This is a genomic window from Alteromonas sp. HB246098 (assembly GCF_054890645.1).
The window spans coordinates 25,808-52,219 of sequence record NZ_JBTZUG010000007.1 but is presented as its reverse complement, the minus strand read 5'-3'; the positions used below and the strand labels follow the sequence as shown (position 1 = coordinate 52,219).

At 45.8% G+C, this 26,412-nt stretch carries 18 protein-coding genes; 3 read left to right on the top strand and 15 right to left on the bottom strand.

All coding sequences use genetic code 11. The features are described 5' to 3' along the window. Positions 1-48 precede the first annotated feature (48 nt). The gene (locus ACYTPF_RS14825) at positions 49-2,226 is read left to right on the top strand and encodes a response regulator (protein WP_461852762.1); all 2,178 of its coding nucleotides are present in this window, start codon (positions 49-51) and stop codon (positions 2,224-2,226) included. Between the two features lie 10 nt (positions 2,227-2,236). Here ACYTPF_RS14825 and ACYTPF_RS14820 read toward each other — a convergent pair whose 3' ends face one another. The 7 genes from ACYTPF_RS14820 to rppH all read right to left on the bottom strand — a co-directional run bounded on the left by ACYTPF_RS14820 (position 2,237) and on the right by rppH (position 9,709). Beyond that, on the bottom strand, positions 2,237-3,211 hold the full coding sequence (locus ACYTPF_RS14820) for a sensor domain-containing diguanylate cyclase (RefSeq protein ID WP_461852761.1): 975 nt from the start codon (positions 3,209-3,211) through the stop codon (positions 2,237-2,239). Continuing rightward, positions 3,208-4,278, bottom strand: a complete 1,071-nt coding sequence (locus ACYTPF_RS14815; RefSeq protein ID WP_461852760.1) for a response regulator — start codon at positions 4,276-4,278, stop codon at positions 3,208-3,210. The genes ACYTPF_RS14820 and ACYTPF_RS14815 overlap by 4 nt, the downstream gene beginning before the upstream one ends. Positions 4,279-4,287: 9 nt before the next feature. Beyond that, on the bottom strand, positions 4,288-5,121 hold the full coding sequence (locus ACYTPF_RS14810; protein ID WP_461852759.1) for a thymidylate synthase: 834 nt from the start codon (positions 5,119-5,121) through the stop codon (positions 4,288-4,290). Positions 5,122-5,129: 8 nt separating this feature from the next. Continuing rightward, complete coding sequence (gene lgt, locus ACYTPF_RS14805; protein WP_461852758.1) at positions 5,130-5,942, bottom strand: prolipoprotein diacylglyceryl transferase; 813 nt, start codon at positions 5,940-5,942, stop codon at positions 5,130-5,132. A 4-nt stretch (positions 5,943-5,946) separates the two neighbouring features. After that, a complete protein-coding gene (locus ACYTPF_RS14800; protein WP_179982304.1) occupies positions 5,947-6,753 on the bottom strand; it encodes a sulfite exporter TauE/SafE family protein in 807 nt (268 codons plus the stop codon). A gap of 3 nt (positions 6,754-6,756) precedes the next feature. After that, a complete protein-coding gene (ptsP, locus tag ACYTPF_RS14795) occupies positions 6,757-9,048 on the bottom strand; it encodes a phosphoenolpyruvate--protein phosphotransferase (RefSeq protein ID WP_461852863.1) in 2,292 nt (763 codons plus the stop codon). A 118-nt stretch (positions 9,049-9,166) separates the two neighbouring features. Further along, positions 9,167-9,709 (bottom strand): RNA pyrophosphohydrolase, encoded by a 543-nt coding sequence (rppH, locus tag ACYTPF_RS14790; RefSeq protein WP_118490338.1) that lies wholly within the window; start codon positions 9,707-9,709, stop codon positions 9,167-9,169. A gap of 112 nt (positions 9,710-9,821) precedes the next feature. Here rppH and mutH point away from each other — a divergent pair, with 112 nt between their 5' ends. Then, the gene (gene mutH / locus ACYTPF_RS14785) at positions 9,822-10,499 is read left to right on the top strand and encodes a DNA mismatch repair endonuclease MutH (RefSeq protein ID WP_461852757.1); all 678 of its coding nucleotides are present in this window, start codon (positions 9,822-9,824) and stop codon (positions 10,497-10,499) included. Between the two features lie 28 nt (positions 10,500-10,527). Here the strand turns inward: mutH and ACYTPF_RS14780 are convergent, their stop codons facing one another. Together ACYTPF_RS14780 and ACYTPF_RS14775 are read right to left on the bottom strand one after the other, a co-directional pair. After that, entirely contained in the window at positions 10,528-11,607 is a 1,080-nt protein-coding gene (locus ACYTPF_RS14780) for a helix-turn-helix domain-containing protein (protein ID WP_179982302.1), read from the bottom strand. 59 nt (positions 11,608-11,666) lie between these two features. Then, positions 11,667-13,172 carry a CYTH domain-containing protein gene (locus ACYTPF_RS14775; RefSeq protein ID WP_461852756.1) on the bottom strand — a complete coding sequence of 502 codons (1,506 nt, stop codon included), beginning with the start codon at positions 13,170-13,172 and terminating at the stop codon, positions 11,667-11,669. A gap of 172 nt (positions 13,173-13,344) precedes the next feature. On the opposite strand from ACYTPF_RS14775, the gene ACYTPF_RS14770 reads away from it, so the two are divergent. Continuing rightward, positions 13,345-13,947: a TIGR04211 family SH3 domain-containing protein gene (locus tag ACYTPF_RS14770; RefSeq protein WP_232091101.1), complete on the top strand. Its 603-nt coding sequence runs from the start codon at positions 13,345-13,347 to the stop codon at positions 13,945-13,947. Between the two features lie 157 nt (positions 13,948-14,104). Here the strand turns inward: ACYTPF_RS14770 and ACYTPF_RS14765 are convergent, their stop codons facing one another. From ACYTPF_RS14765 to putA, 6 genes are all read right to left on the bottom strand, one after another. Continuing rightward, the gene (locus ACYTPF_RS14765) at positions 14,105-15,439 is read right to left on the bottom strand and encodes a sensor histidine kinase (RefSeq protein ID WP_461852755.1); all 1,335 of its coding nucleotides are present in this window, start codon (positions 15,437-15,439) and stop codon (positions 14,105-14,107) included. Beyond that, positions 15,433-16,173, bottom strand: a complete 741-nt coding sequence (locus ACYTPF_RS14760) for a response regulator transcription factor (RefSeq protein ID WP_461852754.1) — start codon at positions 16,171-16,173, stop codon at positions 15,433-15,435. Before ACYTPF_RS14760 ends, ACYTPF_RS14765 begins: the two co-directional genes overlap by 7 nt. Then, the gene (locus tag ACYTPF_RS14755; RefSeq protein ID WP_461852753.1) at positions 16,145-19,372 is read right to left on the bottom strand and encodes an efflux RND transporter permease subunit; all 3,228 of its coding nucleotides are present in this window, start codon (positions 19,370-19,372) and stop codon (positions 16,145-16,147) included. The genes ACYTPF_RS14760 and ACYTPF_RS14755 overlap by 29 nt, the downstream gene beginning before the upstream one ends. Beyond that, positions 19,362-20,864 carry an efflux RND transporter periplasmic adaptor subunit gene (locus tag ACYTPF_RS14750; protein WP_461852752.1) on the bottom strand — a complete coding sequence of 501 codons (1,503 nt, stop codon included), beginning with the start codon at positions 20,862-20,864 and terminating at the stop codon, positions 19,362-19,364. The genes ACYTPF_RS14755 and ACYTPF_RS14750 overlap by 11 nt, the downstream gene beginning before the upstream one ends. Continuing rightward, a complete protein-coding gene (locus ACYTPF_RS14745; RefSeq protein WP_461852751.1) occupies positions 20,861-22,315 on the bottom strand; it encodes a TolC family protein in 1,455 nt (484 codons plus the stop codon). The genes ACYTPF_RS14750 and ACYTPF_RS14745 overlap by 4 nt, the downstream gene beginning before the upstream one ends. Before the next feature lie 250 nt (positions 22,316-22,565). Next, the gene (putA, locus tag ACYTPF_RS14740) at positions 22,566-26,363 is read right to left on the bottom strand and encodes a bifunctional proline dehydrogenase/L-glutamate gamma-semialdehyde dehydrogenase PutA (RefSeq protein WP_461852750.1); all 3,798 of its coding nucleotides are present in this window, start codon (positions 26,361-26,363) and stop codon (positions 22,566-22,568) included. Positions 26,364-26,412 lie beyond the last annotated feature (49 nt).

Below are 26,412 nucleotides of genomic sequence, written 5' to 3'. Positions count from 1 at the left end.
CCTACATTTAAAGAAGGTAGTTAATGCAAACTCTTGCAAGGAAGAAATTTGAGCGCAAACAAGGCTGATCCACCGCAACGCAAGTCATCATTGGTATCCACCGCTTTTACCTTTTCAAAAGTAAACGCCACGGCTATGTTTTTCGCTGCCATTATTATCTCAATATTGCTTGTGTTAAACACCAAACAGCAGTCTTTCATTACTAGCCTTAAGCAAAAGAGTGATTTAGAAAACAGTATAATTACCGCTGAATATCGAATACACCAATTCAACAGCCAAACTCAAAGCAATAATGGCACTCATACCGCTTTAGCCCATCAGTTACAGGTAACGTACCAAGGGTTAAATCGATATGTAGAAGACAGGTGGAGGGTAAGCGACAATCTAGCCTCTGTTTCTAAAGAAGAGTTTACAAAGGCATATAAAGGCTTAAATAGAGCCACAGCCGAAGAAAGCGCCAAAACAACACGAATATTGCTTTACACGCTTATGGCGCTTCCCCCTACTGAAATGAAGTCCTACATCGGTGATGGCTTTAGCCTTCTTCCTCTTCTTGGCACCCTACAAGCAGAAGAAAACGCGGTGTTACTCCGAGTTCAAGGCCTGCGTGAAAAGATGTTGCTAACTACTTTATTTGGCACGGTTGTTATGGTTCTTTGGTATTTTGGTGCCTGGCTTGTTAGTAAAAGCTCACCCAAGAAATCTCTGCGAAAGCTCCACAAGTCGAATGTACGGCTTGCTGTAGCTGATTATGGTCAAGACTTACAGAACAAAGAATTTTTAAAGCTTATCAGCCATGAGTTTCGAGCGCCGATTAGCGCCATAATAAGCGCCTTAGAGCTCATTCCCAATTTGGAAGACCAGCGTATCCGGTTAATCCAACAAGCTGAGCAATCAAGCTATAGACTGCTTAATCTAACCAGCAACCTTACGGATATACTCAATAATCATGTAGAGGATGACCTACAGCTTTCAAAGGTAGACTTGATAAGTTTGTTAGACGAATGCATCTCGCCTTTTTCGGTAAGAGTGAAAGATAAAAAACTCGAACTTAACATGCATTGCAGTCATAGCGTGCCAAGTTATGCAGAAACCGACGCTATGACCCTTTCCAAAGTCATAACGAATATTCTCGATAATGCCGTGAAATTTACTTCAACGGGATTAATTGACGTGACCGTTACAACGCTGGTTAAAAACAAAAAAGTCTTTCTAGTAATCATTATTAACGACACGGGTATTGGTATTGATGAACAAACCCAAAAACGCATGTTCGAGCGCTTTTATAGAGGGGAGCACTCGCAAAGTCAGCGCTACCCAGGGGCGGGAATTGGGCTATCGGTTGCCAAACGCAGTATTGATAAACTTGGCGGTACGTTACAGGTAAATAGTACAGTAGGCGTCGGGTCCGAGTTCAATATATCACTGCCAATTACGCCCCTAGAAGACTCGCCGTCAATAACATCGACGCCTTCTAGTGCCAAGTTTGCTATCGTCGATGATTTAGAAATATCAAGGCTACACCTACAGTCTATTGTCACAAAAGAAGGCTTTAGCGTTCGCACATTCTCCTCTGGTGCCAACCTTTTAAACCTTCACGATGAGTTGCTCCAATTCTCGGGTATCATCGCAGATCTCTATATGCCTGGAATGAATGGTCTTGAATTGGTTAAAACACTAAAAGCCATTTACGGGGAGCGCGTGCCGCCGGTTATCGTGTTGTCTGCAACGCCGGATATCGCCAATATTATCGCCAAAAGTGAACTACCTATATTTCAGAGCTTTGTTAAGCCCATCGACAGAAACCGGTTTGTAGACGCCATACATCAGCTTTCAGGGAATAGTACAAAAGCCATTAAAGCGTTGACCAAAGCAAACATTCTAGTGGTAGAGGATGAGCCAATAAATGCAGAAATGGTGGAATACATGCTACAAAGTATGGGACACGATGTCACCGTATGCTACACGGGCGACGACGCAATAAGTAGGGTTAACGAGACAGCCTTTGACTGTATATTACTTGATATTAACTTGCCTGATATTAATGGCTTAGAAGTGGCTAATATTATAAAAGAGGGCCACCCTGACCTGCCCATTATCGCAATTACCGCCAACGCTCACAGGAACGATAAAGAGGCTTCACTACGGGCTGGAATTCGATATCACCTCGTGAAGCCTGTTACATACCAAGAACTCAAAAATACCTTGCGGCTAGCGCTTTCTTAACAAGTCTTTTTTAAGTGTAGATACAGTACTGGTTTCGACCGTTTTCTTTTGCCTGATAAAGCGCTTGGTCAGCACATTCAAGCCATGCCATTGGTTCTTTAAAGTCGGGAGAGAACTGTGCGAGACCAAGGCTTACAGTGAAGTTTATTGATTCGCCCTCATGCTCAACCACTAAACGCTGTGCAAATTGACGAATACGCTCGGCTACCGCTTTTGCATCGTCTACTGTTGAATCGTTTAGGATAATAGCAAACTCCTCACCGCCATAACGCCCAGCAAGGTCGGTTTCCCGCACACAACGTTTAATCAAGGCAGCAAGCATTTTTATAACTTTGTCACCAGCTTGGTGGCCGTAGGTATCATTAACCCGCTTAAAATGATCGATATCTAGCATAAGTGCGGTGCTGGGCTTTTCTCGGCGAACGCATAACTTGTGCATTTCATCAAAGCGTTCTTGCCAATAGCGGCGGTTAAATAGCCCTGTAAGCCCATCGACCCGGCTTGCCGTTTTCAACTCTTCGTTAAGATGCTCCATTCCTAGCTTACCTAGGGCCTGTTCGGTAACATCGTAAACCAGCATACAAAACCGCTCTACTCGCCCGCTTTTATCTACGATAGGGAACATGGTCACGTTTTGGTACATAAACTCTGCGGCGCAAGTGACTGGACGATTACAATCGAATTTTAATAAGTAAGGACGCTGCTCCCAAATGATAAACACCGGGCTTTTTAAATTAAATACAGGGTCAATTTTGGTCCTGAGCCACTTCTCTTCTATTTCTGGAAAGTGAGAAAACAAGCTAGTTCCAATAATAGCGTTTGCTTTTTTAGCGCTATGGTTCTCAAGAAATTTATTCCAGACCTGAACGTTGAAGTTGCGATCAATTACCGCAATGCCTACTTCAATTGAATGGAGTAATTCTGCAGGTACGTGAGATGAACTAACGAGGGTTTCTGCAGCGAGTGTACCAGTTGAAGCATTCATAGACCTTCCTTGTCTTGTTTTATAAAGCCATCATCGAACAGCCGCGCATAAATGTGACTCATAGCATCACCGGGGAACAACAATAGAAGGTCGAAGGAAATATCTTTCGACTTTATCGCATAGCCAATCTCAATGGCCATCAATTTCCCCCAGCGCTGTACGTTATCACTTAAAAGCGTTGATAAGCCTTGGTGCTGCCCAAGTAAGATAGGATGCGTATGACTAAAAGCAACATTGAGCTGCTCTGACAAGCCATTTAAACAAGCACCGATTAGAATATTCGATACGTCCATAAGGGCTTCTAGGGCAAGTTTATCTGATGAGGCAGACGATGGGTATTTCAACAGCTCAACAATGTTTTGCGTATTTGTATCGTTGAAAATAACTAGGGCTTCACCACTTATACCTTCGCTAATAAACCCTTTTGAAACCGCAGAAACGCTGTCATTACGATTAATTTCGGCAATCGCCATAGACAGTTCGTTGCTTTCAATTAAGTTGACATTGGGTATGGGTAAGTCAATAAACTCACCTAGCAGCTGGGCTAGATTTTCTCCCGCGCGCCCCATGGCGATATTGACCATTTCACGGCATGCATCTAACTGCTCTTCGTTGCTCGTTGGGCCCTTGGCTTTAGGCGCACTTGGCTCACTTTGCCCCTGCGCCTTTTGTAAACTAGCCCCTGATGAATGGCTCTCACCACTGTAAATACCGTAGGAAGATAAGATATGACTGAGCTTTTCATTATCAATTGGCTTTCGAATGAAATCTAAAGCACCAAGGGCAAGCATTTTTTCCCGCGCTTGCGCCTGAACATCACCAGACACTACCACCACTAAGCACGGCAAGTCCTGTTGACGAATGGCTTCCATAGTTTGGTAGCCATCCATTACCGGCATGTTTAAATCGAGAAAGACCACGTCGCCCTTACCTTCTTTGATAAGAGCTAGGGCTTGTTCACCATTTTCGGCAAACGAGACATCTACATCCCACCCATCGGGTAAACTGCGCGCCATTTGTCGCCTTGCGAAGCCCGAGTCATCGCAAATCAATATTGGAGTACTCATGGTAACTCCTTAAATAGCGACAGGGGCTTTAATATGCGGGTGTGACTGATAATTCTTTAGCGTGAAGTCGTCGTAGGAAAAACCAAAGATATCTTTAATATCTGGGTTAATTTCCATCGTTGGACGAGCAAAAGGTTCGCGACTAAGCTGAAGTTCTACCTGCTCAAGGTGATTTGAATACAAGTGTGCATCACCTAGCGTATGGATAAAATCACCCGGCTCTAAGTCACACACTTGCGCAATCATCATGGTAAGCAGTGCGTAGCTCGCAATGTTAAACGGAACGCCAAGAAAGATATCACCGCTACGTTGGTAAAGCTGGCAGCTCAGCTTGCCGTCTAAAACGTAAAACTGAAAAAGCGTATGGCAGGGAGGTAACGCCTGCTTTCCCATTGCCGCATTTTCTTTTGGTGAATAGCTAGTATCAGGCAATACCGCCGGGTTCCAGCCGCTAACGATAAGACGACGTGAATCAGGGTTATTTTTAATTTGCTCTACCACTTCGGCAATTTGGTCAACGGAGGTACCGTCACCGCGATCCCAACTACGCCATTGATGGCCATATACAGGGCCAAGCTCGCCTTCATCGGTAGCCCATTCATCCCAAATTTTTACGCCATGCTCTTTTAAATAGGCAATATTTGTTTCGCCTTTTAAGAACCAAAGTAGTTCGTGAATGATCGATTTAAGGTGACACTTCTTTGTTGTCACCAAAGGGAAACCTTCCTGTAAATTAAAACGCATCTGATAGCCGAATACACTTAATGTACCTGTACCAGTTCGATCTTCCTTTTTCACACCCGTATCACGTACATGGCGCATTAATGCGAGATATTCTTTCATCGTTATTCTTATATTTTTTGTTGTTCAACACGGTCTTTTCCGCGCATGTATGCACGGACTATTAATCCTATTCCTAAAGCTATCATAGGTAAACAAAGAAGTTGCCCCTGGCTTAGGCCCATTTGGTATAAGCCAATATGAGCATCAGGCTCTCTGAAGTACTCAACGATAAACCTAAAGCTACCGTAACCGAGCAAGAATAAGCCACTGACCGCCCCTACTGGGCGCTTTTTGGCAGAATAAAGCCATAGGATAATAAAGAGCAGCACGCCCTCTAAAGCAAACTCGTAAAGCTGTGAAGGGTGGCGAGGCACATAACCTGCGTTAGGGAAAATGACAGCCCAAGGTACGTCAGTGGTGCGCCCCCATAGTTCTGCGTTTAGGAAATTGCCGATTCGCCCAGCCCCCAAACCAATGGGCACAAGTGGTGCAACGAAATCCCCTAAACGTAAGAAGGTAGTATTCATACACTTTGCGCGCCAAAACAGAGCTGCTAACACCCCTAACAAGCCGCCGTGGAAAGACATTCCACCCGCCCAAATTTTAAATAGATACAGAGGGTCATCTAAGAACATGCCAAACTGGTAGAAAAACACATAGCCAATGCGACCACCCAAAATCACGCCCACAAAGCTCCAGAAAAGTAGGTCACTTAACTGCTCACGGCTCCAGTTGGTTTGAGGTAGGCGCTTTTGTGCTAACAAATAAGCTGCAATAAAACCTACCAAATACATTAAGCCGTACCAACGGACACTTAGTGGGCCGACACTGAAGATAACGGGGTCGATACTGGGAAACACCAGATAACTGCTCTGTTCCATTATATTATTCAATTCCTAAAATCATTCTAATGCTTACTAAAACAAGTAAACATGCCAACATCGCTTTTAACACACGTATATTAACGCGCTGTCCAAGCTTCGCTCCTATGTTTGCGGTAAACATAGAGGTTGCAACAATACCAGCTGTAGCAGGCAGATAAACATAACCCATACTGTATTCTGGTACATCTATCTCACCCCACCCAGCGATAACAAAACTGGTGGTACCAAAAACGGCAATAACCAGCCCGCAAAAAGCGGCACAACCTATAGCCGCGCGTACATTAACACGAAACCACACTAAAGCGGGTACAAGTAATGCGCCACCGCCGATCCCCATTAGCGCACTTAGCATGCCTGCTCCACCGCCAACAGCGGCTAACGAACCTTTAGAGGCTTCGTTCTCAGACGCTTTTTGTTTGCCAAAAATCATTTGCAGCGCTATCAAGATAACCAGTACGGCGAACACATCTTTAAGTACTTCGCCCGAGATATAACTTGCTACCTGCGCACCGGCAATTGCACCAAACGCAATCCCTAGCCCTGTATAAAGCACAATATGACGCTGAATATTACCCAGTTTATAATGTGCTAAAGCCGACGACATACCCGTGAAAATAATGGTAGATAAAGAAGTTGCAATAGCGACAGGCATAACCGTTTCGGTGGTCATGCCCAGAAAGTGAATCATTAGGTACGACAGCGCGGGTACGATAATTAAGCCGCCACCGATACCCAACATACCCGCAAGAATACCAACAATAGAACCTAAGATAAGGCAGCTGGCAACAATTACAACGAGTGGATCCATTTTTTAAGCACCTGCTCGGATAAGGCCTCCCAGGCCCTTAGTTTCAAGATACTGATTCAAGTGCACAAAAACTTCGTCTTGGCTAACAGAGGTTAGCGCTAATGAAAGTAACTGCTTACACTCATCAAGCGTCACTTTACGAATAAGCCAGTTTATCTTTCTTAAGTTGAAACCATTCATACTCAAACGGCGGTAACCCATCCCCATTAGCAGCAGCGCTCCCGCGGGTTCCCCTGCGATTTCTCCGCAGATAGTCACAGGCACTTGATTTTGGTTAGCTTTTTGAACCACATCGTAAAGTGCCCCTAATACGGCCGGATGATAGCTATTGTAAAGCCCCGCCACCCGCGTATTGTTTCTATCGACTGCCAATAGGTACTGGGTCAAGTCATTACTGCCAACTGAAAAGAAATCAACATGCTTGGCTAGCTGAGGTAATTGATAAAGTACCGATGGCACTTCAAGCATAATGCCTAATTTTGGCTTATTCAGAGTTTGCCCTGATTCTGCAATTTCGTCAGATATCTCATAAAACGCCTGATTGATAAGACGCTTAGACTCCTGCACTTCAGATACTGTAGATATCATGGGCAGCATAATTTGCAGATTGCTTAGCCCGACGCTTGCCCGAAGCATAGCGCGAACTTGAACCAAGAATATTTCGGGGTGATCAAGGGTAAGTCGAATACCTCGCCAGCCTAAAAACGGATTCTCTTCGTTAATAGGAAAATAGGGTAGCGGCTTATCGCCCCCCACATCCAAAGTACGCATGGTGATGGGTAATGACGGTACAGCCTCAAGGACTTGGCGATACAGCTTTACCTGTTCTTGCTCCGAAGGGAATCGCTCGCGCAGCATAAAGGGGATTTCGGTGCGATATAAACCCACGCCTGCCCCAATCTGCTCGGCGTTAAGTTCTACTTCAGCAGAAAGGCCCGCGTTGATGTATAAGGACATTCTGCAACCATCAACGCTTTCACACGGTTTATCTGCCTCTGCGTCAATTTTCTCTGCAATGGCAGACTCTTCATCAATAAGCTGAATAAACTCAGTCTTAATATTGCGTTCTGGAGAAACAATGACTTCCCCAGAGTAGCCATCAAGCAGAATTTCTTTGTCTTCAAGTAGCGCAGGTGTAACGTTTTGACAGCCCATTACGGCAGGCACGCCCATAGCCCTTGCTAATATGGCTGCGTGAGAGTTGTTCGAGCCACGAATTGAGATAATGCCTTTGAGCTTATCTCGCGGAAACTCAGCAAGCATGGGCGCTGATACTTCATCAGCAACCAGAATACTGGCCTCAGTAATAACCTGTTCAGAAACTTTTTGTCCGTTCGCTTCATACAAAATATTGGCTAAGATACGGTCTGATAAATCGACAATATCAATAGCACGCTCTTGCATGTAAGGGTCGTCCATAGCCTGAAAACGGGCAGCGTAGCTTTCAACTACCATTTTCAACGAAGAGGCAGCGTCCCAACCTTGGCGAATTTTTTCTTCTACCTCACGCCCTAAACTATTGGCATCTAAAAGGTGATGATAGAGCTGAAAAATTGATTTAACGTCGTCGGGAATACCGTCATCTAATCGCTGAGATAGCGCGTCAACATGGCCTCGTGTTACCTCAACCCCTTTGCGGTAAAGCTGAATTTGCGTTTGTGGTGATTGAGTGCGCTTAACCACCCAGTTTTTGAGGTTGATAGACTTATCGGGTGAGACCCCTTTACCTATAGCTAAACCAGGCGAGCCAGCAATACCACGAACGTTTTTTTGCCGTGCCGTATTGTCGTTAGAGTTTGATAACGTTAATGCGCCACGTATATCCGCATTGGTGATCTCTAGCGCTAACTGTGCAGCGAGGGTAACTAAAAACGCTTCTTCATCTTCGCTAAAGCGTCGCATTCGAGATTGCTGAAGTGTGATAACACCCAGTACACGCCTTTGATTGATAATGGGCGTACCTAAAAAAGCATTATACTTTTCTTCTTTTACTTCAGGGTAGTGTTTGAATCTAGGGTGGTTGTGCGCGTTTACGATATTAAGCGGTTCTTCCCGTTGACCAACTAAACCGATAAGGCCTTCCGAAAAACCAATGCGAACTTGTTCTACCGCATCGGGGTGAAGGCCGTCAGTGGCTTTAAGGATGAATTCTTGCGTATCGTAATCGGCAAGGTAAATAGAGCATGAGTCAACACTAAGAGTATGCTTTACACGTGAAGCTAGCCTAAACAAAGCGGTATCGAGTGCAGGAATTTGATTCATTTCCTGCACGATACGTTTTAATGTAGTTAACATTGCGCCTTGTTGGCTCTGAGGGCTCACTGGTTTTTCCTTGTGTAATCGCCGTTTGCTCGTCGCTTACTATTGCATATCGCTATATTTGGCACTTTTACCATCTCGCCACCTTACACCTTTAGCCGCGTCTACGCTTTTTACCGCGCTTATGCGGGGCTACATTTTGGCGCTGTTGAGGTCGATGTTGCGCAGACATAACTACAGGCGAGAACTCTTTCATTACTCGCCTGTATACATCTCGCTTGAACGATACAACATTTCTAATGGGATACCAGTAACTTACCCACCTCCAGTCATCAAATTCAGGATGGCCTGTTTTAAGCACATTAACATCGCGCTCGTTGCAATCTAGCTGCAACAAGAACCATTTTTGTTTTTGCCCTATACAAACAGGGTTGCTGCCTTGTCGAATTAATCGCTTTGGTAGCTTATATCTAAGCCAGTTACGGGTAACACTTAAAATGGTGACATCTTTCGGTGTCAGCCCTACTTCTTCGTGAAGCTCGCGGTACATAGCTTGTTCAGCAGATTCCCCTTCATCAATTCCGCCTTGAGGGAACTGCCATGAATGTTGGCCATAACGTCTTGCCCAAAATACTTGACCCATTTTGTTGCAAATCACTATGCCCACATTCGCACGGAATCCATCGGCATCTATCACATAGACTCCCGGGCACACTATACTTGTATATGTTTTCATTCTTCCACAAACTATGCTCCAATCATAGTCTTAATGTTCGCCTTCGCTTTTAAACAGGAAATTAACCACCTTTATGCAACCTCCTTCATCGCCTCCATCTTCGCCAGACAGCCTTTTGGCGCGATGTCACGCCATTGCAGGTTTAACCTTAGGAGAGTTGGCTGACATGGCCAATGTTGCTATCCCTGCCAATTTACAGCGCCACAAAGGCTGGCCGGGTATGCTTATTGAAAAATGGCTTGGCGCCAGTGCGGGTTCTAAACCACAGCAGGACTTCCCCGAGCTCGGTATTGAGCTTAAAACCATTCCTATAGATGCCCACTTTTCACCGCTAGAAACAACCTATGTATGTTTTGCCCCCCTATTAATGGCGCCGGGTATCACGTGGGAAACATCAAATGTGCGAAACAAGCTACAGCAGGTATTGTGGCTCCCCATTGAAGGCGACAGAGCCATTCCTTTAGCGCATCGTCGGGTGGCTACTGGTTTTTACTGGCGTCCCAATGAGCATGAAGACGCAATGCTAAGACACGACTGGGAAGAATTGGTAGAACAAATTGCTACGGGACAGGTGGAATCTATTACCTCTCGGCAAGGCGAGGCACTTCATATTCGCCCAAAAGCTGCTAACGGTAAGGTGCTTACCGACGCATTAGGACCAGAGGGCCAGCGTATTAAAACTCGTCCTAGAGGCTTTTACTTGCGCAAAACCTTCACCCACCAAATACTGCGTAATGCATTTGGTGTTTAAAGGATGCGGGATGATATAAAAGTATTCTTCACTTCGTAGGAGCAGCATTCAGATGCTTAACGAGGTATTCGCTTAAGAACTTTTCTGAGTTAACACCAAGCCGTTTTGCCACTGCTTCTAATTTGGCATCGCTATGGAGCAACACTTTTTTCGCATATTCCAAGCGGTAGTGGAATATAAACCGCCTAAAGTTCTTCTTTTCAGTAAGCTGAAGCGCGATAGCCAAAGATGTAGGGTCGATATCAGCCCCTTTGCAAAACTCGCTAAGTGTAAGGAATCGGGTTTTATAGGCTTTTGACTCAATGGTATAGCGCTCTGCTTTAGAAATAATATTGCTTATCTCATAGGGTGTGGCTTTACCTTCATCCAGTCGCTCGTAGTTTAATGGCGATGGCGCTGTCCGGCGGATAAAAGTTAGTGAAAACAACACCACTAACAGTGCGCAACCAATCATTAAGTGATGAAAGCTCTCCCAAAAAGGTACGGGGAAAAAGCCAAAAGTTGCGGCGGTAACAAGTAAAATACTCATAAAGGCAACACCGACCAAACTTCCCATTACTCCGGCAAGCTTAGGCATTCTTAAATTTTTAATGTCTACCGCCTGCTCAGGTAAATGTCTGTGATACATTTGAATGTGTTCGGTAATAAGAATACCAATAAGCAATACACTAAAGCCTGTTAGAAGCGAGGCAAAATAGGCAGGCCATAACAGTAAAGGCTCGCCGTTCGGCGACGACGAGAGCCATTGTTGTTTGTCATCTATCGGTATCAATAGCACTGTGCACTGGAAAATTGCCGTTACCACAGCAGGCCACCATAGCCGCTTTCTTGCCGTGGGATAAGCCAATAACATGGGCTTTATGGCACGATAACAACAAGTGATTGCGATAACCGCAAATACGTCTGATAAACCATACAAACCTGCTAATGAGCTCGCTTGTGCTATTCGCAGCCATTCATCTAGCATAAATAGTGGCCAGCAGATAAAGGCACCCACTAGCCAGCGCATGCTGTTTAAATTTACTTTCTGAACGAACAGACGCGCAAAACAGAAAACGTAAACGCCTAGTAGCGAATAAAGAAAATAATCATAGTAGCTTGAAGTCATCAGCGCCCTCCTTCCCTGAGATAAAATTTGCTAACGCAATACGTGTCCATCGGCACGGGTTACCAATAGATTTCACGTTGCATAGCCACAGTGCGCGTTCGCTCCATAATTCGAATTAACGTACTGAGCTTCTCTGCTGTCCATTTGCGTACCTCATCATGAGAGTCTACTTCCGCATCGTCGATTGATTGCTTCAGCATGAGCAATGCGTTTAATTCATCAATGCCGGTAAGTAAGTCTAACCAAGGCGCACGAAAGTTACCCCGCTCTTCAACAAACAAGTCACCAAGTAAAAAACCACTCCACAGGGTTTGTCTTAGCATTATTTCCACTGCGCTGTAATTAGCTGGTCCCATGGTTTTACTGAGGGGCATACTTTGCTGCACGGTTTGCCACCCTTGCGATAACCACCCTTTTGCATGGTCAAGTACAGGGTGATCAAACCCCGTCGCTACCTTTTGCCAAGGCTTATTTTGTATAAGGCTTATAGCGTGAATCTTAATGTCTGTAGCGTCATTGTCGAAAAATAGCTTTTCAGGCTCATGGGCTTGCATCAAACCTGTTTGGCGCCCTTGCAGGTAGCTTACTACCGCTGGGTGTTTGCTTAATGTTTTGTTAAACATGCTTTTTTTAGACAGCAAGTAGCGCAAACTTTGTAGATCGTCTTGCCAGCCCCACTTTTGCGCATGGGTTACCAGTTTTTTGTGCAAGGCTAATAGCTCTGGGCACTGCAATACGGGTAGATAAAGCGACACACTCTGAAGCAGCAACCTAACGCTTTTAGCAACCTCAGCCAGCATTTTTATCGAGCCGCTCTCGCAAAATACATGCTCGTGATGCTGCCAATGTGCCAGAGCGGTTTGCACTGCTTGGCCGAATGCCTCTTCTGTGGTGGTGGTCTCTTCAAGGGCTAGAAAGTTTGGTAGAGGGCGAATTTTAGCGTTAAAGCCGTGTAGCAACTGATAGCCCTGAGCGGCTTTTGACACATCACTTAGACGCACCGGCATGTTGTCGTTTATTAGCACAGCGAGAGAAAACAGACTGTTGATCTCCCCTGACATCAATTCAAGCTCAATCTCATTGATGGGGGAGCTGGCTTTATCCGTACTAGCTTCACCGCAGTCTAAGACAATTTCAACTAGGCTATCGCCTAAAGCAACCACATAGGCATTGCGCGTAAAGTGTGTACTAAATTGTTTAGAAAGACTCGCATTCTTAGTTGCGATGTCCCAACCTTCGGGCCATACATTTGACTCGAACAACGTGAGATCCGGTCTTGCGTTATCAAGACTTACGTTATACTCCATGCGCTTGTGCAAGCCACCGCTTACTACACCGTTGGTTTTTAACGTTTGTTCGTACTCGCCATTATTACCACGAACCCGAAAGCCCATTTTGTTGTTTTGAAAATCGAGCTTATCCGTATCGTAATAGTCATTCTCTAAGCGCATTTCGCGATGAGAATTAACCTGGATATTGTGTTTTTCAAAAAGAGGGAGTACACGTTGGGTAAACGCCTGGTGAGCATTGTCACCCGTTACAAATTTTAATTCTATTTCTGACATGGTTGCGCTAAGCACAGCTTATGATGCTGACACCTTACCTTTGTCGCTCACTTTTCGCAATGTTGCTGCTGTTAAAGAAGTCGCTTAAATTAGACAAAAGTGGAACAAACTTGCCTTTATCGCGGTCAACCAATACCATCTTCACGTTTTAAATTCTAAAATTGGACTTCATATGATTCGAAAGTGGTTAGCAGCAGCCCTTATTGCATGCTCTTTTCAAGCATTTTCGCTACAAGATACCGCTGATTTAGAAGCGTCTTCTTCGCACTATATAAGAGATGACTTGTTTATCTTTATGCATACTGGACCTGGTCGTAACTATCGCATTCTGGGTTCAATTGAAGCCGGTACACCTATTACGGTGCTCTCCCGCGACAATGATGCTGAATTCACGCAAATTACCGACGATGAAGGACGTAAAGGCTGGGTTGAAAGTAAGTTTGTGTCTAATACTATGTCGCAAGCAGAGCAGTTGCCGATTGTTAGTGAGAAGCTTGCTGAGAGCCAAAGTAGTTTGCAAGCGGCACAATCAGAAAATGCCAAACTTCGTCAGCAGCTTAACGATGCTCGCCAAAAGGTGTCTAAACTTACCACCACAAACGACGAGCAAGCATCTCAAATTATTCGTTTAACGGCAAAAGTTGAAAGCGCGAATAAAGACGAGCTTGTTACTTGGTTTACGCGCGGCGGCATAGTTGCAGGCGTGGGGATATTGCTTGGTGTAATGCTCACTTACCTTCCTAAACGCAAGCGTAGAAACAGCGAATGGATGTAGTGCTAGCATTTATAAAAAGTGCCTAAACAGACACAAAACGCCGATGTTAAACATCGGCGTTTTTTGTAGGTGCCTTTGGAAGGTTTAGTACAATATCTCTACGAATAGACCAGCAATAATAGTGTATTAACTTATGCGTACTTACCCTGTTTACGGATTACTTAAGCGTAAGAACAACGCTATATCCTTTCGCCGAAGAGTCCATTTCGCCATGGTTGCCCTGAGTATCCTGTGTAATAACTTTTTTGTGTGAATACCCCCATTCTAGCTTCGCACATAGCTTATCAATAAGCTTTAAACCTATCCCAAAACCGCCATCTAACCCACTATTAGGCGTAATCGATAGCGAGGCATTTTCGTCTTGCTCTAAACCTTCTTCTTCGTTAAGTACAGTAAGCGTTGCACCTGAAAGTGTGATTGTGACATTGCCTTGCTGGGTATGTTGGTAAGCATTTCGAATAACGTTGCCTATCACTATTTCGCTTGCTGTTTTTGGTAGCAACAATGTACATTCGCTCAAGTTTAGCTGTACGTTTACGTTTTTCCCTGAAAGCAAATACATTAAATCTTGGCTAAGCGCCTCAACCATGGCTTTTAGGTCAACGCTCTCTTTAGGCAGCGCAGCCTCTTCATTTCTTCCTAGCCAAAGTAAAGTTTCCGTCAAATCCGCCATGGTTTTTGAGGCGTGATCCACCCGCGCTAGTGCGTTATTGCCTTTGGTATTCCCGCTATCTATCACTCTATGCAGCAAAGCCGCACTGCTTCTAATAACGGTAATGGGCGTTCTTAGCTCGTGACTGGCGTGATTAACAAACTCCCGCTCTCGGTTAAGCGTAGTGCGTACGTTTTGCAAGCTACCGTGAATTATCGCCGCAAGCGCGTTAAGCTCTTTGTAGCGAAACTCAGGAATAGGCTTATCGAGCTCTTTCTCATCAAGAGAGGCAGCCCAGCGCTGTAATGACTCTATGGGGCGGGATACGCTGCGCATTAAAAATAGAAGCGCGACAGAAAACGAAATAAGCGCGATAACCCCGACTGCCGCGCTGTAAACAACATGGTTAATACGGAATTTTTTATAATCCTCAGGAGGCGGTGCCCTAAAGGTTTGCGATACGTAACGCGTTTCACCATTGCCTAAAGTAACCATTAAAGCAAAATGTGCCCAAGTCGGGCGGGTAAGCCAGTTAGGTTTATTTATGTTTTTTTTCAAAGCAAATGGTGTGAAACTATCTTGAGGAAAGCTCTGTTTTATTTCATCGGGCAAATTATCGTAATTTGCGTATACATGTAAATCTAGGATTTGCGCATGATTACTGTTATCAAGCTCTGCACTTTGTGCCGCTCGAACCATGGTATTTCTCAGCATGCCGTCCATACCATCGAAAAAGCTATCGCTGCTCTGTATAGAAAAAAGCACAATGACTATGGTAGCTAAACTCAGTAAAGACCATAAGACATAGCGCCTTAAGCTAATGCGAAGGCCGTTTACCATTGGTCAGTGTCCTTATTTTTGTTTGGCGATAAAATGTTACCCAAGCCCTCATTTGCCATTTGATCAGCTTTTAAGGCAACGTAAAACCCTGCGCCCGGTACAGCTTTAATTTCTATGTTTGCGTTAGCTTGAACGAGTGATTTACGCAAATTGTGAAGGTGGACTTTTAGCGCATTACTCTCGGGCGCGTCTTCTCCCCACACCGCATCAAGTAACCGCTGTCGAGGCATAACTTTCCCTTGTTGCTGCAATAAGGATTTTAGCAGGGTAAAGCCCGTAGGACTTAGCTTAATAGGCGTGCTATCAACACTTGCCAACTCGCCACCTAATTCTAAACTTACATTGCCGAAGTTTAGCCTCTTCACTTGCGATGAGCGCCTATGCGCCAACACTGAAACTCGTGCAACGAGTTCAGGCATATCAAAGGGCTTTACTAAATAATCATCAGCCCCCTTTTGAAACCCTTCGAGCTTATTTTCTAGCTGGTCTCGGGCGGTAAGCATGATAATAGGTGTATCGTTGCCGTCACCGCGTACTTTTTCGCATACGCTTAAGCCATCAAGCCTTGGTAAATTGATATCTAAGACCACAACGTCATACGGATTATTTTGAATAAACGTTAGTGCTGCCACGCCATTAGCGGCGTGGTCACATACCATATCTTCAAGTTCTAAATAGTCGATAATATTGCCCGCCAGGCCCATATCATCTTCCACTAGTAACACGCGGATCATTAACCGTACTCTCCGTTAAGGGTTTAACAAAATACCTTGCCATTAAACGGCTTACATCTTCATAAATTAACAGTAATGCCGGAATTAATAAAAGCGTGATAAGGGTGGCAAACAAAATACCGTAACCCAAAGACGCCGCTGCCGGAATTAGGAACTGCGCCTGTACCGAGGTTTCCCCCAATATGGGATATAAACCTACAAAGGTAGTAATTGACGTTAAAAGCACAGCACGTAAGCGACTGGTGCACGCTTCAACAACCGCTGCATTCGCAGGCATACCATTCTCACGTAAAGCATTAAATCGCGAGACCAATAACAAGCTATCGTTAACTACCACGCCGCTAAGTGCCAATATGCCGTTTAACGAAAGTAGGCTTATCATAAGGCCATTTGACCAGTGTCCGATAATGGCTCCCACAATACCAAAGGGAATTGCAGTCATGATAATAAGCGGCTGCACATAGGATTTAAGCGGTATCGCTAATAATGCAAATATAGACAGCAAAGCCAAAATGAACACGCTTTGCATTGAGCTTTGTGTTTCCGCTTGTTGTTCAGCCTCACCGGCAAAGTAAAGCGATAAGTCTTGGTATTGGCGTTCCAACTGAGGTACAAACTCACTATTAAGATAGCTAACCAACTCTGTAGAAGTAATAACATCGCTATCCACCGACGCACTTACTGTCAGGGCACGCAAGCCATCAATACGTACAACCTGTTTTTCTTGTACATCTTGAATAACATTCGCCACTACAGAAAGTGGTACCACTGTGCCATCGTCTAGGCGTACTTGGGTATTCATTACATCTGACGGATTCATCCTATCTTTTTCTGGATAACGCACCCTCACTTTTACTTCATTTTTATCTCGCAAATAGCGCTGAACAATTTCACCGCCGAATGCTTTTAGAAGTTGCTGCGACAAACTTTGCGTATTTAACCCCAAAGCTCGCCCTTCGGGGGTAAGTTCAAAGCGCATCATGGCTTCGCCGGGTGTAAGCGAACTTTCTACGGCATATACGCCATCAATATTGTTAAGCGCCTCAACAAAAGCATCGTTGGCGGCTGTTAGCGTATCATCGTTGATGCTTTTAATTTCAACGTTGAACCCGTCGACCATTTCTCGTCGAGAGCGTATTTTTAAGCTTTTTACGCCTTCTAAGCTGCCAGTTAAGGCGTTCCAGCGTGAAGAGAGTTCATCTAACGAATAAGGCGAGTCTTCATCAAGGGAAATAGTAATAGTACCGCTTTGATCGCCACTTGCCGTCACCTGTAAACTACTAATACCGCTTTCATCTGCGCCGCTTTCTTGGGTTAGTTGGCGATCTGCTTCAAGCGCATTTTTCTCTAGCAGCATTAAGTTGCGTTCGTTTTGCCCGTAGCTAGCATCGCTATAAAGCGACATATTGGCCGAAACAGTATCACCTTGCATACTGGGGAAAAAGCTTACTCGTACTGCACCCGTTAGCGGTAAACTAACAACGAAGATAAATAGCGCGATAAACAATAAAACGGCTGCATAGCGGTAGGCTACAGTGACTTTCAACAAGCGTTGATAGACTCGATAGTTAAACCATTGAAGTCCTCCATCTGCTTTTTGCTGCACTTTATTCCACAGGCCGCCTATCCCCTTGCGGGTTTTCTGTTTGGTTGGCAGGTGGGCTAAATGCGAAGGTAGAATTAGCTTTGATTCCACCACCGACAGCAGTAAACACAAAGTAACGATTGTGCCAAACTGCGAGTACAAGGTACCTAAGCCGCCCGATACGTTCGATAGCGCGAAGAAGGTTGCTACTGTGGTCAACACCCCAAACAGTGTGGGCACCGCCACTTTATGTGTACCTAAAATAGTGTTTTGAAGCGTATCGCCGTGCTGTTTTCGCGTGGCGTAAACGCTCTCTCCAACGACTACAGCATCGTCCACTACAATGCCGAGGGCCATTATAAAGCCGAACGTGGTCATCTCGTTTAACGTCATGCCCGTGTAGCTATCGGTCATGAAGTACAAAGTGCCGAAGAAAATAAACGGCAAGCCAGCCGCCACCCAAAATGCCACACGCAAATTAAGAAACACAGCAAGAGTAACAAACACCAACACAATACCCATTAGTGCGTTACTGGTAAGCAATTCCAAGCGCTCGGTAATAAGCGTGCTTTTGTCATACCAGGTTTCGAGTTCGACACCTTGAGGTAGTAAACCTTTATCATGCCACGCATCCACTACCTCGTGAGCCTGCTGCACCATTTTCGTTACATCGCCGTATTCATCCATAAGCACCTGAATACCATACCCATTGGTTCCGTTGTAACGGGCCAAGTGGTAGCTGTCATCGGCAAACATATCGCGTACCGTCGCCACATCGCCAACGGAAAGTATTACGCCACTGGTATCGGTAATAAGGGGAATGTCAGCAAAATCTTTCGCCCAATAAGACTGCTCAGAGGCTTTTAAACGAATCACTTTTTCTTTGTTACGCAAACTGGTTGTAAGGGCGGTATTAGACTCTTGGTTTACCGCATCTGCCACATCAGATAGCGTTAAACCATAGGCCTGAAGCTTACCCTCATCTATTTCAATAGACATCATGGGGTCAACAAAACTACCCGCGCTCACTTCCCGAATGTCGTCTTTTGTAAGCAAGTCTCGCTCTAATTGCTCACCTAAGTACTGCAGGGTAGCGTGGTCGACGTCACCATAAAGCTGCACCCAAATAGCATGTTCTTGCCTACGGGCTTTGCTAATAACTGGGTTTTCAGCATCCGACGGGAAGTTAGAAATACTATCCACTTCGGTTTTAATGTCGTTGAAAAGCGTGTCTAGATCGTATTCTGTTTCCTTTTCTACCTGCACACTCGCACCGCTGGCGTTTGAGGTAGACGTGATTCGCTTAATGCCGGGGATGGCCTCTAGCGCGGTTTCAATTTTGATGGCAATCCCCTCTTCGGCTTGCTTGGGGTCGCCGCTGTCATATGTCATTGAAATGGTCACGAAGCGCGGCTCCATACTGGGAAACGCCTCTTTACGTATATCGTTCATGGACACCAAACCCAGTACGATAAGACTGACCATCAGTAAGTTGGCCGCCACCGAGTTTTGCGCGAACCAAGCGATAATTCCTCGAGGATTATTTTTGCTATGCTCGCGTCCGTTGCGATTATTACCCTCGTCGAAAGGCCCTCCATTTCGATTATTGGTCATTGGCTTGCCCTCCCGTTTGCCCTTCTACAACAGGCTTAACTTTCGTGTTGATGAGGTAACTGTTTAAGGGGCGCGCAACGACCATCGCTTGACGTACTTCGCTTTCAGGTTCTCGCTCGGCTTCACTGCCAGCATTGCCCCAAGACTCACTTGCAATATTGCCCTTAATATCACTTGCCTTAGGTGGAGTGATGTAGGCATAGCCATTGCTTTCAAAAAGCACTGAGGGAGTAAACTTCGCTAGTTGCCCGGTGGCCGGCATCACCAACCATACTTCTTGTTTTTGTGAAATGGCAGAAGCCGGCAGCTTCCATACATTTTCGAGCTGTCTTCCTTCAATTTCTGCCTGCACAAAGCTACCAAATAAAAGAGGAGCTGCTTGGTCTAATGGATTTTCAATAACCGCAATAGCGTTGCGCTGGCGCGTGGTATTGCTTTGATGCCATTCGGCGCGAACGATATTGGCATTCCATTTATTGCCTGTGGTGGTATCGGTAAGCGTTACCGACCAATTGAGAGGTGTATCATTAGATAGCTGCGCTCCAGAAACCGAAGGTAGCTGAGTCCATTGGCTTGGAGAAAGCCCTATAGCAATTTCGGCAACATCAGTAGAATAAAGTGTTGCGACAGCACTGCCGGCCTGAACAAAGCTTCCCAACGCTATATCACGGCTAACCACCACAGCATTAAAAGGTGAACGTAATGCTGTAAAAGCTAAGTCTCGCTTCGCCGAGTTTACCGTCTGCTCGGCTTCATCCAAGGTTGCTTGCGCAGCTTCTAGCTGTGGTTTTCTCAATACCAATGCGGATAATGGCTCACCGCCAAGCCCTGAACGTGTCCACTCGTCTTTAGCTTGTGCCCCCTGTAAGCGCTCTTCTTCTAGGCTTACTACAGCGGCTTGATAAGTCGCATTAGCACTTGCTAACGCCTGCTGATAGCTGGTGTCATCAATGCGCGCTAAAATTGTGTCACTTTTAACTAGCGCGCCCGTCTTAAAAGCTGGCGATACGTGGGTAACTTGCCCGCTAACCTGTGCGACTAAGCTCAAGCTATCCTGAGGAACAACCTGACCATACCCCTTCACTTTGGCCCTATAGTTGTCGATGGTTACCTTGATAACCCCTACTTGAGCCAGTTGAGAATCAGCACTTTGCCCGTCTTTTGGGCTGCGATAAGCAGTGCTATCTGCAGATAGCCTTTCACTTGCTTCGTTGGCTACTTCCGTCTCGCTTTCTCTAGGTGGACGACGCATAGCGCTTTCAGCCAGTTCTCCTTCAGGTGGCCTTTCCCCCCTTGTCGGTCTCGTTGCTGCAACGCCACCTTTCAATTGCTCAGCATCATCGGGTAATTGCGAAGACGGTGGCGCTGACTTAGGCGCCCCCTGCGGCCGAGCGCCAGGATGCTGAGCCCCCATATTCATCATGGTATACATGACTGCCAGCGCAATACTCACAGCCGCAATTAAGGTTACAATAATTCGTTTGTTTCTCATTGTGACACTCCAAGGCCAAGAGCCAGGCCTAAGTCAATTCGGTTTTGTAATTTTTGGGCGTGAAGTTCAACAGCTTGAGCTTGTAAGTCAAAGCGCGTGTCATACACAGAAAGTAAATCCAAGATATCAGCCAAACCTTGTCGATATTGACCTTCAATGGTAGTTACACTTCGCTCTGCATTGGCGAGCGCCACATTTGTGTGGCCAATTCGCGCGCTGTAGGCAGTCTCACTATCTAGTGCGTTTTGGGTTTCCTGCACCGCAGTTAATAGCGTTTCGCGATACTGCCACCAAGCATTTGCTGCGGTAAGCTTTGCGTCTTCAATTTGCGCCCTTAACGCGCCCCCCTGAAAAAGAGGTGCCGTCATCTGTCCAAGCAATGTCCATACAGGGTTTGTAAACAAAGCTTGAGAGGGTGTAGAGGCTGTATCAGATAGCGATGCCGATAAACTGATGCTAGGCAGCAAAGCTTTATAGGCCACATCAACTTCAAACTCTGTTGCTTGTATCGCATAGAATGCCGCCTGAAGATCTGGTCTGCGGGCAAGGTCTTGTTTTGGCAAATTAGCAAGCGGCAATAAGACATCTGGGAAATTTACCTGCGTATCAAGCTCGCTCAGCGATTGGTCCTGCCTGCCTAGAAGCACTGCCAATGTGCGCTTTGCTGATAACAGTGCATTTTCATATTGAACAATGGATGCACGGGTATTTGCGCTGCTTGTACGCGCGGTATCTAAATCGTCTAGGCTTCCTAGCCCGGTGCGATAACGCATTAAAATCACTGCTTCATTGTTTTCTAGTACCGATAACCGAGCCTGTTCAATATTTAGTAATTGCTGTTGAGTGAGCACATCGATATAGCTTCTTATTACGCTGGCTACCAGAGAGTCTCTAGCCGATTGATAACTAGCTCTGGCACTTGCTGCATCGAGGTTTGCGGCACTTATGCCATCGCTAATTTTTTGCCACAAATCCAGCTCCCAACTAACGTTTAAACTTGCGCTATAGCTTGGGTTGTTTAGCTGACTACTTGTATCTGTATTCGCGCCCGTACTAGTCGATGAACTGCTGCCTGTAGTTTCACTTTTTGATGACGAAAAGCTTGCGTCGACATTCAGGTTTCTGTCTGCTTTTGCGCTATCTATGGCAACTTGTGCTTTACGAAGTGTAATTAGCGATTGCTGCAGGTTTGCATTGGAAGACAGAGCTTCTTCAATAAAGTCTGCTAGGTGCGGCAGCTGATTGAGGTCTATGACGTCGGTTAGCGCAGTATCTGAATTTAACATTAGGGTTTGCGCCGAAGCTTGCTGCTGTGCTTGCGACTGCCACACAACATCATTCCCCGTTGTTAGGGATGCAGATTCGCTCAACGCTCTGTCATCAGTACTTGTGCATGCAGACAATAAAATACAAAGGGTAACAATGTTTACCGTCAGTTTTGCCTTGCCCATAATTTATGCCTATTGCTTGGCGCACAGCCTACTTTTAAAGGCCTATACGCAACTTTTTTAATTAACTGACGCTAGTATTTCAAACACGGGGTTAAGGCAGGGTTAAGGCTTAGAAAAACCTAGAAAGGTACAAAAGAGGTAGCATTGAAGGAAAAGAAAAGGCCAGCGCTATACAGCGCTGGCCTTTAATTCGTATTTAGTGTGAAAACAACAGCTTTATTAGATAGCCGCTGGTGAAAAGCCCCAGAGCTTATTCATCATCTTCGACAAGGGTCATTAGTGATGTGTTACCACCTGACGCCGTTGTATCAATACTGATAGCTTTTTCAGTCATCAAACGCTGAATAAGGTTATCGTTATACTCAGCCGTGATTACGGGCAAAATAGCCCCTTCACGTGACGAGAGCATTGCAGTAATACGCGCTGTACGATCAGTACCAGAATCGACCACTACGCCAGACAAGTCTTCATCCATTAGCAAGGTATCTAAATGCGCTAGACGTGCTACTTGGAATAAGCCTTTTGGTGCGCCAGTTGATTCAAACTTATTTTGAATTTCAACGGCTTCTTCGTAGAAGATTTCAGACACAACTGATACTACCGGGTTACCCGTTGATAGCGCGGTCACAATAGACAGTAACCAGTATTCGAAGGTTACCTCTTTATCGGCGAAACATACCAAGATACCGCGAGGCTCTAGGTAAAGCTTGTTCGATTCACCTGTAGGCCCTGGCAATACCTGTGGCTTGGCAAGCTTGCGTTCAACACTGGTTAGCTGTTGACGCGCCGTTGCCAGCGTGCGGTTTAAGTCGTCAGCCAGCTCGTCAACAATGTCTACTTTCGCAATTTTTGCTAAAAGCTGACGTACCATGGAAATGCGGTCATTAAGCGGCGTATGACGCCACTGTACTTCCACCGCTTTTGCCTTGTCCATCATGACATGGGCACGCTCAGCAATTTTTTCATCACCTACAAGCGCTGCATCGGTACCGTCTACATCGTCAATGCGCGAAGGCTTAGGCGTTGCGCGTTCCATCATTAAGCGAGGTAGATAGTTTGGACCACCCGCTTTTGGACCTGTGCCAGAAAGGCCACGGCCACCAAAGGGCTGTACGCCAACAATAGCACCAATCATGTTGCGGTTAATATATACGTTACCCGCGCGGCTTTTCGCAGCAAGCTCGTTAGCACGTTCTTCAATTCGCGAGTGAATGCCCATAGTCAAACCGTAACCTGTACCGTTAATTTGCTCTAGTACACCATCAAGGTCTTTCGACTTAAAGCGAACAATGTGCACCACTGGGCCGAACACTTCTTTTTCAAGCACATCAATGTTTTTGATTTCATACAAAGTCGGCGCAAAGAAAGTACCGTTTTCAAAACCTGTTGGCATTTCGTTGCGATAAAGCAACTTAGCTTTGTCTTTCATGTAATCTTGATGATCAGTAAGGCTCTTAAGCGCTTTTTCATCGATCACAGGGCCAACGTCGGTGGCAAGCTGTGTTGGGTCGCCAACGGTAAGCTCTTTCATGGCACCGATTAGCATATCGATAAGGTCATCAGCAATTTCTTCTTGTACAAACAAGACGCGAAGTGCTGAACAGCGTTGACCAGCACTCTGGAAACCCGAATGAATAACATCATCAACCACCTGCTCTGGCAATGCGGTTGAATCAACTATCATACAGTTTTGGCCGCCCGTTTCTGCAATGAGGGGTACCTGCTCACCACCACGCTCTGCAAGCACCTGTGAAATTAAGGTACCGGTTTGCGTTGAGCCTGTGAACATGACAGCTCTAATGCGCTCATCAGGTAGCAAGGTTTCACCCACTTCTTTACCTGGTGATACGATAAGCTTCAGTGCGTCTTCCGGTAAGCCTACCGAATGCATAATATCTACCGCTCGCTTAGCAACCATGCTGGTTTGCTCGGCGGGCTTGGCAATAACGGTGTTACCTGTTACCAGTGCAGCCGTAACTTGACCCAAGAATATGGCCAGTGGGAAATTCCAAGGGCTGATACAAAGCACAACACCACGCGGCTTTAAGCGCTGATCTTCAGCAAGCTCTTCGGCGCGCGCAGCATAATAGCGACAAAAATCAACCGCCTCGCGCACTTCATCAATACTATCTTGAGCCACTTTACCTGCTTCACGCATACAGATAGCGATAAGCTCAGCCATGTGACGCTCAAGTGCATCAGCAGTACGATTAAGAATTTCAGCACGTTCGCTGACATCGCGTTTAGACCATGCTTCAAACCCAGCGTCAGCTTCATCTAGCGCCTTACGCATGTCATCAGGTTTTGCATAGTAGTGATAACCCACCACGTCATTGTGGTCTGTTGGGCTAAGTACTGCTGTTGCCCCCTCTGGTACTTCACCCGTTACTTTGTAGTAATCCTGCCAGCGCTCAAGCTCGTGTTTAAGCGCCGTTACCGCATTGGTGTCGGTAAGATCTAAGCCTCGTGAGTTGTCGCGCTCTGGCGCATACAACCCACGTGGGGTTTTAATTAGCTTGTTATAACGAACTTTCAAACGTTGAGTTTTCTCTACTGGGTCTTCAAGTAACGCTTCAACTGGCTTTTCATCATCAACGATAGCGTTAACGAATGATGAGTTCGCACCATTTTCAAGAAGACGGCGCACCAAGTAAGCCAATAGGTCTTCGTGTTCGCCAACTGGCGCATACACGCGGCACTGAATCTTATCCTGTGTTACCACCTGATCGTACAGGGTATCGCCCATGCCGTGCAGACACTGAAACTCAAAACCTTCTTTGTCGTCACCAGCAAGCTCAACAATCACAGACGCTGTGTAGGCATTGTGAGTGGCAAACTGCGGGTAAATGGTGTCGCGATACTCAAGTAAGCGGTTCGCACAGGCATGGTATGACACATCTGTTGATGACTTACGGGTAAATACAGGGAACTCTTCAAGGCCCGCTTGTTGGGTAAGCTTAATCTCAGTATCCCAATAGGCACCTTTAACCAAACGCACCATTAGCGGACGACCTACCTCAAGGGTAAGTTCACGTAAGTGTTCTATAACGTGGATTGCGCGTTTTTGGTAGGCCTGTACGGCCAAGCCAAAGCCTGTCCAACCATTTAAATCTTCGTCGCGAAATACGGCTTCTATGATATCTATAGAAAGCTCAAGACGGTCGGCTTCTTCCGCATCAACGGTTAAGCCAATATCGTATTCTTTCGCCATCATACACAAGGCTTTTAAGCGCGGTGGAATGTCAACCATGGCCCGTTCGCGGTGAGAAAACTCAAAGCGAGGATGAATAGCAGAAAGTTTTACAGAAATACCTGGCGAGCGCTTTGGTCCGCGACCATTGGCCGCCTTACCGATAACTTTAATCGCTTTTTCATATGACTCATAGTAGCGATCAGCGTCAGCCATTGTCCGAGCTGCTTCACCTAGCATATCGTAGGAGTATACGTAGCCTTTAGTTTCCTTTTCTTTAGCGCGCTCTACCGCGTCTTCAATGGTTTCGCCCATAACAAATTGGCGACCCATAACACGCATAGCAATGTTCATTGCGCGGCGGATAACTGGCTCACCTAGGCGACCTAGCGTTTGCTTTAGCAAACCAAACTGTTCTTTTTTGCGCTTGTCGGCATAGTTCACCATGTTACCGGTGAACAATAAGCCCCAGGCAGATGCATTAACAAATAAAGATTCTGAATTGCCTAAGTGCGGTGTCCACTGCCCTTGAGACAGCTTGTCACGAATAAGCTCATCTTGCGTAGCTTTATCTGGTACGCGTAGCAAGGCTTCAGCCAAGCACATCAATACCACACCTTCTGCTGTAGATAGCGAGTATTCATTTAATAGTGCATCAACACCACCGTGTCCCTCTTGCTCCCGGCGAATTTGAAGTACCATCTTACGTGCGCGTTCCCATGCACGACTTCGCGCACGCGGGTTGACCTCGGCGATAGGAAGAATCTGGTCCACAGCCACTGACTCACTAATACGATAGTAGTCTCTTATACGCTGGCGTAGGGGTGATGTTGTATGAAGTGTGTCGTTAATGAGCATTGCAACCCTTTCATAGAAATAGCTGTAACAAAAAGCGTTCCCGCCGTGT